Source organism: Mixta theicola (genome assembly GCF_002895925.1).
Lineage (GTDB): Bacteria > Pseudomonadota > Gammaproteobacteria > Enterobacterales > Enterobacteriaceae > Mixta > Mixta theicola.
The window spans coordinates 71,587-84,942 of the sequence record NZ_NWUO01000013.1 but is presented as its reverse complement, the minus strand read 5'-3'; the positions used below and the strand labels follow the sequence as shown (position 1 = coordinate 84,942).

Sequence of the window (13,356 nt, the reverse complement as noted above, 5' to 3'; positions counted from 1 at the left end):
ACCTATTACTATTTCGTGGCCCTTTAATTTTCGGTTAGAATATGAACAGTCAGTACCGCTAAACTAGTACGCTGGAGTTTTATGTCAACGATTTTTTGGATCTTAATGTTGACTAAGATCAATAAACTGTTTGGTTGGTATTTGTTTTTTTGAGTAAAAATTAGCAAAAACATGTTTATTATGAGGTGAATCGTGATTAATACATTGATTTTATACGGGGTATCTTCTTTGGCAGTAACTGTCATTCCAGGTCCAACAATGTTGTTGGCTCTTTCAAATGGCACAACGAAAAATAAGAAAATTATTTTGATGGGAATTTTGGGTGCTGCTTGTTCTGATTTTCTATTGATCGGTTTGGTCGCTTTTGGTCTTGGTGCTATCATGGCTACTTCCGAAATACTTTTTTCAACCATAAAGGTGATTGGTGTTATCTATTTATTTTGGCTGGCATATAATTTATGGCAATCCACACCATTAACACTTCAAGTTGAAAATAGAAATAATAAAAACTCTATAAATGCAAAAGGAGCTTTCTATAAAAGCTTATTTGCTGCATTATCAAATCCAAAGGGTTTACTATTTTTGGTGCCTTTCTACCACAATTCATAAATACATCTTACTCACAGGTGCAGCAATACGCTTCATTCATTTTAATTACTATTGTTCTTGATATGATTATCATGGGGTGCTATGCAACAGCTGGCTTCCAGATTTCACGTTATCTTTCAGAAGTAAAATTAAAAATAATGAATCGCCTTTGCTCTTTAATTTTAGTATTTATGGCTTCTGGGTTGGCACTATACCGACGTATTAACTGAACCTTTAAAGTTAATATTATTTTTAATCTTATAATTGAATTAAATGTCCTCCCTCTCTTGAGAACAAGAGCATCTGTTCTTAAAGGGGGCTTTTGCTGTTTTTCAAATTTCAAATTTCAAATTTCAAATTTCAAATTAAGAAAACACTTTGTAATTTAAACTATCATAATTAGTTATAAATTGAATTATCAATTTTCCATGGGATTGTTTTAAATTAAATTTAATCTTATTTCTCCCTTTCTTATGAGCAGCTATAAATTAAATTTACACTTTGTTACAAATATCCAATTGATCACTTTATGTACAAGGTACTAGCGTACTAGTTTGAGGGTGTAAGTTAATTAACATGGTGAATATGCATATGGATATGAGTAGACATTCAATTTCAGCTGATTTCTCGGAGTTCTTGAATTTGGTCAACTCTCCTCATGGGCTTATCAGGAGAAAGAGCGATGCTTATATTCATTACTTATCCGTTATGAAATACACCTCTGTGCTAGTCGTTTTTTCAACTGCGTTTCCATTTTCCCTAATGATGCATGTTGTTAAACATGATGGTCCTGTGAAAAAGCGATAATTAATATTGCAGAATTTTTTATTACGGTAATTATTGATTGCATAATTCTTAATGAAATAATGTCTTCGCTTGATATGTTTGGAATGCTTATCGTGATAGCTAGCATACTTAGCATCAATAAAAATAATTTACAACAAAGGAGGTTGATATGAAAGCTGTGATTATATCTGGGTCAGAACGGCGATTTGGTATCACTTCAGCCGTTTCACAAAGAACCAGTAGTTTATTAAAAACATATGGTGTAGAAACTATAATAGTTCATTTGAATGAAATCGATTTATCACCTTGTAATGGTTGTGGTAACGGGAATTCTGATTGTAACTACCGAACTGAGCCATGTGAGAAAAACGATGGTTTACCGGCCATTATTGATTTGATGATAAAAGCCCATATCATTATTTATGCTACACCGGTACATGCATTTGGTGTATGTCACCTTATGCAAATTTTCCTTGAACGTGCAGGCGTTGGATATTTAAGATTTGAACGTCCGTTAGCAAATAAAATAGGTGGCTGTGTCGTTATTGGGCGAAAATATCATCTTGGACATGCTCACGATCAAATAGTGAATAATATGTTGTTGAATCGTATGATTGTTCCTGGCGCTGGTTTTCCTGTACTTATTCATGGAGATGAAAATATTAAAGATATAAAAGATATAGAAGAAGAGGTTGCGTTGGAGCAAATGGTCAATCGCTTGGTAAATATTCATGACTCAATTGATTTTCAAAAATTATCTCAAAACTGGGAAAATGAAAGAAAGCTTAAAATGATAAAGGAGAATATCAAATGACCTATATTTCTGTGTCTTGTAAATCTGAGAATATTAGTGTTAACAATGATCCTGTCTGTATTTATAACAAATTGAGAAAAAAGTATGGTGAGAACGAGATATTTTTACTTGAGTCAATGAGTGGTCCAGAAAAAGACTGTAATAAATCAATAATCGCTTTTGAACCTATCTTCACATTGAAGATAAATGAATATGATTTTTCTTTTACGGGAGTAGATAGTGTAGTTGATTTTGTATCCAGGCATGATGCTTTATCTTCATTCGCTATTAAAGGGCATGAAGGGGTGCTCAGTAGTGGTCAAGATCTTATTAGATTGCTTAGAGCTATTGAGAATGTTTTTTCTGTAGAAAATATAAATAATAAAAGTGATGTTAAATTTGGTTTTTTTGGTTACTTTGGATATGACACTGTTTTTTATTTCGAAGATATTGATAAAGTTATAAAAAGAGACAAGGGTATCGCCACTATACACCTTAGTATTTATAGAGCCGTGATTAATATTGATATTAGAAGTAAAAAAACATTACTTGTTTTAAATGATAGCGATTATTTTAGTGAGTTAAATGAAGAAGATATAATTAATCTTATTAACGATGATGAAGTGACTTATGAGTTTAATTCAAATTTTTCTGCTTCGAGCGTTGCACATCCTACAGTTTCGGTTGATGAGTATTATGCTTGGTTTGATATAGCTAAAGGTCATATAGATATAGGTAACGTTTATCAGATACAATTAGGACATGAGATTCGTATTGATTCTGATATTAAACCATATGATGTCTATTTGAGAATGCGTGAATATAACCCATCACCTTATATGTATTATTTTAAAACTAGTGAGGATGTTTATGTTATTGGTGCTAGCCCAGAGATGTTTATTACTTTAACTGGTAGTAAAGATATTTTTATGAGACCAATTGCAGGAACAATTAAAAATTCAACAGACTTGCAAGAAAAAGAACGAAATAGAAGGATTTTGCTTTCTGATGAAAAAGAAGGAGCAGAACATTTAATGCTTGTTGACCTGTGTCGAAATGATATAGCCAGAATCTGCGTGGCTGATTCCTTAAAAGTCGACGAGTTACTGGTCACCGAAGAATATTCTCATGTAATACACATAGTATCCCATGTTCGTGGAATTTTGACCGATGAATATGATAAATATGATATTTTAGCCGCAACTTTCCCTGCTGGAACTATGACGGGAACACCTAAGATTAAGGCTGTGGAAATAATAGAAAATACTGAAATAAATCCTCGGGGAATCTATGCTGGTTGTATTGGTTATTTCGGCTTTGACGATGTTATGATTTCTGCCCTTTGTATTAGAACGGCTATCTATAAAGACGGAATGTATATTATAAGGGCATCTGGAGGGATTGTTGAAGACTCTACAAAAAAAGGTGAATGGGATGAGACTATTAATAAGTTAAGTTCTACTTATTTGGCCATTACTGATAAGGAATTACGCAATGAAATTTTTGTTAGTTGATGCTTATGATAGTTTTGTTTATATAATTAAAAATTATATTGAGAACATAGGACTTGATATTGAGGTTGTTCGATGTGATAAAATTGATATTACTGATTTAGAAAAATATCAAGCGATAGTCCTTGGCCCAGGACCAGGCCACCCTACAGAGTGTGGCTATCTAGATATTATTCGCCATTCTGAGGGTAAGATACCAATTTTGGGCATTTGCTTAGGGATGCAAGCTATTGCTGAATATTATGGTGTCCCTGTAACTCCTGCGGTTAGTAGGCAGCATGGGAAAGTTAGTAAAATAGAGAATGATGCAGGAGGATGCTTTAGAGGGTTACCGTCTGTTTTCAATGTTACTCGATATCATTCACTTGTTGCTGAGCGTAAATATTTTAATGATACGATCCCTCTGGTAATAAGTGCCACTTCTATGAAAGATGGGTATGTTATGGGGATTAGGCATAAAAAATATTGTATTGAAGGGGTTCAATTCCATCCTGAAAGTGTGACGACAGAATATGGAAAAGAAATGATTAGGAATTTTTTTCTTCAAGCAATATGAAAATTTTATTTAATTGACTTATCGGATAATGTTATTCCTGACATGGCCACCAAGAAGTGCTTGGCGGCCATTATCTACGTTAAGGGCATATCTCGTAACTTTTTTATAAAAATCGAATTGAATCAACAATCATTCTATTCCTCTTCTAATTTTATTACCGGTTATTCTAATAAGATAGAAGACCTGTCATTTGGTTCAGAACTACACCGTTCGCGGGAAACTTCAGCACGTTAAACAGACCTTTGAACTGGGGGGTATCCTGTGTTTGGTGATGCCAAAAATCTGCTGTTAATATGGTGCAAAATATAGAAAATAATAGTTAACCCAACCATGGAAGGGGAAGCAAGGTTCATATGAGAGGTCGCCGGTATGCACAACCACCGCTCAAATTCTCTGCTCGCGGGGAAGATAAACTCGTGCTGAGATATGTCGAGAAAGCATGTATTTTTACACCGCTTATAAAATCGGCTTCGGCAGTTAGGCAGAAAGCTGACAAAGCAGATCTGTAAAACATTCATTCTCACTTTGAGTTGAAATCTTCTTACAGCTAGATATATGGGATTTGAAGAGGGGTCGCTGTTTTTTAAATAGTCGTGGCCTCTTACAAAGATTGGCTTGGTACTAGATGTTAACGCCATATTTGGCTGTCTGGCTAAGACTGATTTGGAAAATATTGACCTGTCATATTGTTAGTTTGATTGTGTGTTATGAGTTGATTTATTTCGAAAAATGGGTGTGTTATTCAGATGATGGATAAAAATTAGCTCTAGTTTTCAAATGGTTACGTTTTTAAATCGAATGCCGTCCGTGAGCCCGAACCCGATATATGATCCCGGAGGCTCAGCGAATGCAGGCAGAGCTGCGTCTGAAGCACCTCCGGCTATGCCGGAGGATATTTATTACCAACAAATTATCTTTCTGCTGATTCAGGCCGCCCGGTGCTGTCGGGCATAAATATAGGACGCAACATAACCTTCCCGGCTCGTATCCAGATAATCCGACCACCACTGCATCATGGCCTTGCGGGCGTCGGGGTGCTCAGCGCGGTGGATGTAAGCCGCCCGCACGCTGTTGCGTTCCTGATGACTCATCTGCCACTCTACAGCATCCTTAGACCAGAGTTCAGATTCCACCAGGGCGCTACAGGCCATTGCCCGAAAGCCATGCCCGCAGACGTCGGTTTTGGTGCAATAACCCATCAGGCGCAGCGCCCGGTTGACAGTGTTTTCACTCATCGGCTTATACGGGTTATGGTCGCCGGGGAACACCAAATCCAGATGGCCGGAGATCTCCTTTATCTGCTTCAGAATGGCGATAGCCTGATGAGAAAGCGGCACAATATGCGGGGTGCGCATTTTTGCTCCACGACCTGAATATCGAACGTTGTCGATCGCCTCGCGAGTGGCGGGGATGATCCAGACTTTGTGTCTGAAATCTATCTCGTTCCAGCGGGCAAAGCGCTGTTCACTGGAACGGATAAACAGATGCAGGGTTAGCGTCACCGCCAGCCTTGTCAGTTGCCGCCCCTGTTGATAGACACCAATACGCTCCAGCAGCTCGGGCAACTGCTCCAGCGGCAGGGCGGGATAGTGATTTTTAACCGGAGGGGCAATGACGCTTTCCAGATGCAGCGCCGGATTGTTTTCGGTCAGTCCCTGCTGAACGGCGTAGCGCATGATGTTGCAAAGTTGCTGCCGGGTACGGGACGCAACTTCCAGAAAGCTTTTGTCCTCGATAACTCTCAGCAACGCAGTGAAATGCTGCGTTTTCAACATCGTAACGGGCTGATGACCAATCGCCGGAAAAATATGATTTTTCATACTGGCGAGGATGCGATCTGCATAGTCAGCCGACCACTTTTTGTTGGTTTTGTGCCAGCCTCGCGCTACGGCTTCAAAGCATTTTTCCGGCGAAGCGGCGACTTTTTCGGCAACACGTTGTTGTACTGGATTAATATTCTGCGCCAGAAGTTTACGAATACCGTCGTGCTGCTGGCGGGCGTCGGATAGCGAAACCTGCGGATAGGCACCTAACGCAATGCGGGATTCTTTTCGGTTGAAGCGATATTTGAGATACCAGAGGCGTGAGCCGCGCGGATTGACAAGTAAATACAGACCCTGTGAATGGTCAGCTTAAAGGATGAAGGCTTAATACTGCGGATTTTCGCGTCGGAAAGAGACAGGTGTGGCCACTTCATTATCGGACTGAAATGACTCCAAATCTGACCATCAACTTCGCCGGATACAATGGGAAAACCAGATATGCATCGGGAAAGATTTTCACGCCAGGTTGTTGAATCGAAAGCAGACAGGGATTAGTCGGAAGGCATGAAAACAAGAATTTGGCTCCTCTGACTGGACTCGAACCAGTGACATACGGATTAACAGTCCGCCGTTCTACCGACTGAACTACAGAGGAATCGTGTGAACGAGGCGAATATTACCTGGCGCCTGTCTGAATGTCAAAGCCTGTACCGCTTTTCCCGGTGCGTTTGCTGGCAAAATCAACAATCCCTCGCCGTTTGCTGCTTTTCTAATCTGCCGTGTGGATCTCAATTTAAACGCTTTTCCCGGCTGATGTTAGAGGTATGTCAAATTTTTGTTATTTGGCAATTTTAAAACGCGCGTTTCGATGCTTTTATTATGAAAATTTCAATTGTGCTTATTATGAAATAAAAAAACTGTTTCGGCGTGTGACTGCGTCTGTAAGAACTTAATAATATGCAGTTCCATATAAAAAATATTAAAAATCAGTCGGTTGAAAAAAGGAAAGTGTAAACGGAAAAAGCGCGAACGATGTAAGGTTTTATCTCTTCCCGTAGCTGATAACCCTGGTGATGTTGTGTGAATGTAAATTATATTTTTCATTCGAGGTAACGGCCCGCCAGCGCAACTTAACAATTCAAAGGGTGAACTATGAAGATGAAAAAAGCGATTGTTGCCTCTGTCATTGCCTGTCTGCTGCCCGCCGCAGTGCTGGCGAAAGATATTCAGCTGGGCGTATCAATGGCGCTGTTTGATGACAACTTCCTCACCATCTTGCGTACCGCAATGCAAAAAGAGATGGATAAAGACCAGGTGAAAGGCCAGATGGAAGATGCCAAAGGCGACGTGGCGCAGCAGCTTCAGCAGGTACAGAACTTTATCGGACAAGGCGTCGACGCCATTATCGTCAATCCGGTCGATACTAACGCCGTAAAACCGATTATGGATCAGGCCAGTAAAGCGGGCATTCCGTTGATCTTTGTTAACCGCCGCCCACAGGCGGAGCTGACTGACAAAATGGCCTATGTCGGATCGGATTCTGAGCTGGCGGGCCGTCTGCAGATGGAAGCGCTGGCGAAAGCGATGCATCAAAAAGGCAACGTCGCCATTTTGATGGGCGATCTGGCGAGCGAGGCAACCCGCGACCGTACCAAAGGCGTTGAGGCGGTAGTGGCTAAATATCCGCAAATCAAAATCGTTCAGAAGCAGACCGCCAAATTTATGCGTAACGAAGCGGTAGATGTGGTCAGCAACTGGATGACTGCCGGCGATCAAATTGACGCCATCGCTTCCAATAATGACGAAATGGCCATCGGTGCGCTGATGGCGCTGGGCAAAGATAACAAGGTGCTGATTACCGGAGTGGACGGCACGCCTGATGCGCTGCAGCAGATCAAAAACGGCAGAATGATCGCCACCGTCTTTCAGGATGCCAAAGGGCAGGGCGAAGGCGCGGTACAGACGGCCATCAGCCTGGTGAAAGGCGAGAAAGTCCAGAAAAACATGATGATCCCTTATCAGCTGATTACCAAAGAGAACTATCAGCAGTTCGTCAGCCGTAACCAAAAATAATCCTTTCCGTTCGCCTGGCGCCCGTTACGCGGGCTGCCTGCAGGCGACCTGCCGTACGGAGGTAAAGCATGACGGCTTATGCGTTGGAAGCTGAAGGCATCAGTAAATTTTTTCCGGGCGTGAAAGCGCTGAATAACGTATCGCTGCGCGTTAGGCCTGGCACGGTACATGCGCTGATGGGGGAAAACGGCGCGGGAAAATCCACCCTGATGAAGTGCCTGATTGGGATTTACCGTCCCGATCACGGCATTATCCGTATCAAAGGCGAGCCGGTGCAGTTTCAGGACACGCTGGATGCGCTGCGCTCCGGCATCTCAATGATTCATCAGGAGCTTAACCTGGTGCCGTGGATGACGGTGGCGGAAAACATCTGGCTGGGACGCGAGCCGGTAAAATTTGGTTTGGTCGATCACCGTCGACTGAATCAGCAAACCCAGGAACTGCTGAGCAAACTTAATATTCGTCTACCGGCGGAGCGCATGGTGGGAGAACTGAGCATTGCCAGTCAGCAAATGGTGGAAATCGCCAGGGCGGTCTCGTGGAACGCCGATATTGTGATTATGGATGAGCCCACCTCTGCGCTGACCGAAGGCGAGGTGAAGCATCTGTTTACTATCATTCGCGATCTGCGTGCGCAGGGAAAAGCGATCGTTTATATCAGCCATAAAATGGATGAAATCTTCGCCATCACCGATGAGGTCAGCGTGTTTCGCGACGGCAGCTGGGTGGGCAGCGGCCAGACCGACAGCTATAGCCGCCAGTCGTTGATTACCCAAATGGTGGGCCGTGAGCTGACGCAGCTGTTCCCTAAGTTCAACAACGCCATCGGCGAAGAGGTGCTAACGGTGCGCCATCTGTCGCGGCAGGGTGCGTTTGAGAATGTCAGCTTTAGCGTGCGCCGTGGTGAAATCCTTGGCGTTGCCGGGCTGGTGGGCGCCGGGCGCAGCGAAGTAATGGAAACCCTGTTTGGCATGGCGCATGCCGACAGCGGCGAAGTGCTGATTGATGGCGTGCCGATCACCATCGACTCGCCCTCAACGGCAATCGAGAAAGGCATGGCGTTTCTGACGGAGGATCGTAAAAAGTCCGGCCTGTTCCTGGTGTTGTCGGTGCTGGAAAATATGAGCATTGTCAATATGCCGGAGTACAGCAGCAAAGGCGGCTTCGTCAGCCACGTGCAGATGGCGCAGGACTGCATGGAGCAGATCAGGCGGCTCAACATTAAAACGCCCACCATGGATCAGATCATCAATAACCTCAGCGGCGGCAATCAGCAGAAGGTGTTGATTGCACGCTGGCTGCTGGCGCAGCCAAAAATCCTGATTCTGGATGAGCCGACACGCGGCATTGATGTCGGCGCGAAAGCGGAGATTTATCGGCTGATCAGCGAGCTGGCCAACCGTGGCGTGGCGGTGATTATGGTGTCGTCAGAGCTGCCGGAGATCCTTGGCATGAGCGACCGGGTGATGGTGATGCACGAAGGGCAGATAACCGGCATCCTCGATAAAGAAGAGGCCGATCAGGAAACCATTATGTCGCTGGCATCTGAGTGAGGCGAGAGGAAAAACATGAGCAACGTAAAAATGAGTACTCAGCAACCGCGCGCATCGCGTCCGCCGCTGTTCAGTCAGTTGCAGGGCAAGTTGCCGAAAGATACCGGCATTTTTATTGTGATGCTCGGCATCGCGCTGATTTTTGAAGTGGCCGGCTGGTACGTGCGCGATCAATCTTTTCTGCTGAACACCAATCGTCTGGTGCTGATCGTGCTGCAGGTAGCGATTATCGGCATTATCGCCGTCGGCGTGACGCAGGTGATCATTACTACCGGCATCGATCTCTCTTCCGGCTCGCTGATTGCGCTAACGGCGGTCGTGGCGGCCAGCCTGGCGCAAACGTCTGACAGCCTGTCACCCATGTTCCCTTCGCTGATCGACCTGCCCGCCGTCGTGCCAATTATTGCCGGGATCGGCGTAGGCACCCTGTGCGGTTTGATTAACGGCGTGCTGATTACCCGAACCGGCATCCCGCCTTTTATCGCCACGCTGGGCATGATGGTGTCCGCGCGTGGGCTGGCGCAGTATTACACGCAGGGTAATCCCATCAGCTTCCTGTCAGACGGTTTTACCGCCATTGGTCAGGGCGCAATGCCGGTGGTGATCTTTCTGGTGGTGGCGGCGATTTTCCATATTGCGCTGAAGCACACGCGCTACGGCAAATATGTTTACGCCATCGGCGGCAATATGATTTCGGCGCGCGTTTCCGGGATTAACGTCAATAAGTATCTGGTGATCGTTTATACCATTGCCGGAGGGCTGGCTGGGCTGGCGGGCGTAGTGCTGGCGGCGCGCGTCAGTACCGGACAGTCGAGCATGGGCATGTCCTATGAGCTGGATGCTATCGCGGCGGCGGTCATTGGCGGCAGCAGTCTGATGGGCGGCGTCGGACGCATTACCGGCACGCTGATCGGCGCGGTGATCCTCGGGCTGATTAAAAGCGGATTTACCTTTGTGGGCGTGGATGCCTATGTGCAGGATATTATTAAAGGCATCATTATCGTTGCGGCGGTCTCCATTGATATGCACCGTAACCGTAAAAAACGCTAAGGCGTTGTTCTGAGGTTTTAGATAGCTTATTGCCAGGCGCTGATATTCGGGCCGGTTAAATTCCTCGTGACCTACGCAAAAATAACTATTGTTGTCTATTCGCTTCAGGGAGTTAAATCCCTGAGGCTGCTTGATTCTGGTCAGGCCGCATGCCTCCGGTGGCTTTTTATTATGATGTTCGATGTCAGCCCTTATAAATCAGTTGATTTCTGTTTTATATGGCGTTTCGTCTGTTACGCTACGCCGTGGCCGCGATGCAGCGCCATATCGAAGCGGGTCATAAAAAGTTGCCGCTGGTGATACCGGTGCTTTTTTATGTCGGTAAACGTAGCCCATATCCATACTCTACACGGTGGCTAAATCAATTTGATAACCCTGAGCTGGCTGGCGAACTTTATAGCGGTGCTTTTCCGCTGGTTGATGTCACCGTTATTCCTGACGATGAAATAATGAACCATCGCAGCATGGCGGCATTGACGTTACTGCAAAAGCATATCCGCCAGCGCGACCTCGCCACCCTGAAGGATCGCCTGGCCACGCTACTGCTGGGTGATTATCTTTCTTCACCGCAGGTGATGGCGTTGATACAATATTTAATACAGGCAGGCGAGTCTGCAGACTCCGAAGCTTTTGTTCGCGAACTGGCACAGCGTGTGCCGCAACACGGAGACGCACTTATGACCATCGCACAACAGCTTGAGCAGAAGGGCATTGAGAAGGGCATTCAGCTTGGCCGACAGGAAGGCAGGAATGAAGGTAAACTCGAAGTAGCCCGCAGCCTGCTAAAAATGGGGATGTCCCACGAGTCCGTGTTGGAAGCGACCGGCCTGACCGAAGACGATCTGGCTCAACTTCGCCACTGATCGTCAGCTTACCGTTTTATTGCCCGGCCGGCCTTTATTCAGGGATGCTCCGGCCGTACAACCTTCCGTTCAGGCTCACCTGGTCACAGCGATCAACTCACACTTTAACGGCTGCCACATCTCTGGCGAGCAGGTTCCCGCGCTAAACTTAGCGGTGCCAGAGCGGAAACGCGCCAAACACAATGCCACCTGCCATCAGCGCCATACTTACCAGGATCCCCCATTTAATCGAAAAGCGCTGGTGGTCGCCAATGTCCACCTTCGCCAGCCCGACCAGCAGATAAACCGACGGCACCAGCGGGCTGAGCAGATGGAAAGGCTGGCCGATAATTGAGGCGCGGGCGATCTCTTCGGCGCTGATACCGTAGCCTGCGGCGGTCTGGGCAATCACCGGCAGGATGCCGAAATAGAACGCGTCGTTAGACATAAAGAAAGTAAACGGCAGGCTGACTACCGCGGTAAACACTGCCAGATAAGGGCCAAAACTGTGAGGGATCACCGCCAGCAGGCTCTTAGCCATCGCATCCACCATACCGGTGCCGGACAAAATCCCGGTAAACACCCCGGCGGCGAAAATCAGCGCGGTAACCGCCAGCACGTTAGCGGCATGCGCGCCGATACGCGCTTTTTGCTGCTCCAGCGAGGGATAGTTAAGCATCACCCCGATGGCGAACGCCAGCATAAACAGAATATGAATCGGCATCAGCCCCACCACCAGCAGCACCAGCAGCGTGGTGGTAAGAATAAAGTTGGGCCAGAACATTTTAGGGCGACGGTTAGCTTCGCAATCATCCGCGTCGCCCAGTCCCAGGCTGATATTATCCAGATGATGATTCTCCATCGTCATAATGCCCAGCCGCCGACGCTCGCGCAGGCCAAACAGCACCGCCATTCCCACCAGGGTTAAACCGCCCAGGAGCATCGCCGGGATCATCGGAATAAAAATATCCAGCGCATCGATACGCAGCGCCGCCGCCGCGCGTGCGGTTGGGCCGCCCCACGGCGACAGGTTCATAATGCCGCTGGCGAGATTAATCAAACAGAGCATTGGCAGCACACTCATCCCCAGCCGGTGATACAGCGGCAGAAATGCCGCGACGGCGATCATATAGGTTGTGGAACTGTCGCCGTCCAGCGAAACCAGCAGCGTCAGCACGGCGGTACCGACCAGCACTTTTAACGGATCGCCGCGCACGATTTTTAAAATCAGCCGCACCAGCGGATCGAACAGCCCGGCGTCAATCATCATGCCAAAATAGAGAATAGAAAAAGTCAGCATTACGCCGGTAGGAGCCAGCGTCTTAACGCCGTTGAGCATCATCTCGCCCAATCCGTGCCAGTAACCGCCCGCCAGCGCAAATAACGTAGGAACAATAATCAGCGCAATCAGCGCCGACATCCGCTTGGTCATGATCAGATACATAAAGCAGATCACCATCGAAAAACCCAGCACAGTCAGCAAAATTCTTTCCTTCTAAAGGTTAGGGAGACAGCAGGCGTACTACCGCTTATCTCTGGTGATGAGGCACAACGGGTATAACGTCACGTTATTTATCTTTTATGTAGCGTGCATAAAAGTTAGCTAAGTGATAGTTACGTTTGGAATAACCCGCTGTTTTTGTAGCTATTTTGTCAATTAAGGAAATAACATAAATTTTACATTTGCTATAGATGAAAGGATGAACAGTGACGCGGTTCATATTTCAATCGGTACGGATGTAAGTTTTTGTGACCACGATCGGAAGAAACAGGGTGCGAGATGGCAGGAAAAGCGTCGCCGATCGCCGCACAGCGCCAACGCAGCATTTGCACGCTGATAG

At 45.9% G+C, this 13,356-nt stretch carries 8 protein-coding genes, 1 tRNA gene and 2 pseudogenes; 8 read left to right on the top strand and 3 right to left on the bottom strand.

Annotated elements, in window-relative coordinates; all coding sequences use genetic code 11:
• Positions 1-192 precede the first annotated feature (192 nt).
• The 4 genes from COO59_RS16345 (at position 193) to COO59_RS16330 (ending at position 4,234) form a co-directional block, all read left to right on the top strand.
• A complete protein-coding gene (locus COO59_RS16345; protein ID WP_133158615.1) occupies positions 193-609 on the top strand; it encodes a LysE family translocator in 417 nt (138 codons plus the stop codon).
• 934 nt (positions 610-1,543) lie between these two features.
• Positions 1,544-2,188, top strand: a complete 645-nt coding sequence (locus tag COO59_RS16340; RefSeq protein WP_103060816.1) for a flavodoxin family protein — start codon at positions 1,544-1,546, stop codon at positions 2,186-2,188.
• Positions 2,185-3,681, top strand: a complete 1,497-nt coding sequence (locus COO59_RS16335) for an anthranilate synthase component I family protein (RefSeq protein ID WP_103060815.1) — start codon at positions 2,185-2,187, stop codon at positions 3,679-3,681. The genes COO59_RS16340 and COO59_RS16335 overlap by 4 nt, the downstream gene beginning before the upstream one ends.
• Positions 3,662-4,234 carry an anthranilate synthase component II gene (locus tag COO59_RS16330; protein WP_103060814.1) on the top strand — a complete coding sequence of 191 codons (573 nt, stop codon included), beginning with the start codon at positions 3,662-3,664 and terminating at the stop codon, positions 4,232-4,234. The genes COO59_RS16335 and COO59_RS16330 overlap by 20 nt, the downstream gene beginning before the upstream one ends.
• Positions 4,235-5,160: 926 nt before the next feature.
• Here the strand turns inward: COO59_RS16330 and COO59_RS16325 are convergent.
• Together COO59_RS16325 and COO59_RS16320 are read right to left on the bottom strand one after the other, a co-directional pair.
• A pseudogene (locus COO59_RS16325) lies at positions 5,161-6,416 on the bottom strand (tyrosine-type recombinase/integrase).
• Between the two features lie 160 nt (positions 6,417-6,576).
• A tRNA-Asn gene (locus tag COO59_RS16320) sits at positions 6,577-6,652 on the bottom strand.
• A gap of 497 nt (positions 6,653-7,149) precedes the next feature.
• On the opposite strand from COO59_RS16320, the gene COO59_RS16310 reads away from it, so the two are divergent.
• The 4 genes and pseudogenes from COO59_RS16310 to COO59_RS16295 all read left to right on the top strand — a co-directional run.
• A complete protein-coding gene (locus COO59_RS16310) occupies positions 7,150-8,070 on the top strand; it encodes a sugar ABC transporter substrate-binding protein (protein ID WP_103060812.1) in 921 nt (306 codons plus the stop codon).
• Positions 8,071-8,138: 68 nt separating this feature from the next.
• Entirely contained in the window at positions 8,139-9,623 is a 1,485-nt protein-coding gene (locus COO59_RS16305) for a sugar ABC transporter ATP-binding protein (RefSeq protein ID WP_103060811.1), read from the top strand.
• A 30-nt stretch (positions 9,624-9,653) separates the two neighbouring features.
• Positions 9,654-10,673 (top strand): ABC transporter permease, encoded by a 1,020-nt coding sequence (locus COO59_RS16300; protein ID WP_409371638.1) that lies wholly within the window; start codon positions 9,654-9,656, stop codon positions 10,671-10,673.
• A 215-nt stretch (positions 10,674-10,888) separates the two neighbouring features.
• Positions 10,889-11,536 (top strand): annotated as a pseudogene (locus COO59_RS16295) (Rpn family recombination-promoting nuclease/putative transposase); the annotation flags it as partial.
• 148 nt (positions 11,537-11,684) lie between these two features.
• Here the strand turns inward: COO59_RS16295 and COO59_RS16290 are convergent.
• Entirely contained in the window at positions 11,685-12,998 is a 1,314-nt protein-coding gene (locus COO59_RS16290; RefSeq protein WP_103060809.1) for a CitMHS family transporter, read from the bottom strand.
• Positions 12,999-13,356 lie beyond the last annotated feature (358 nt).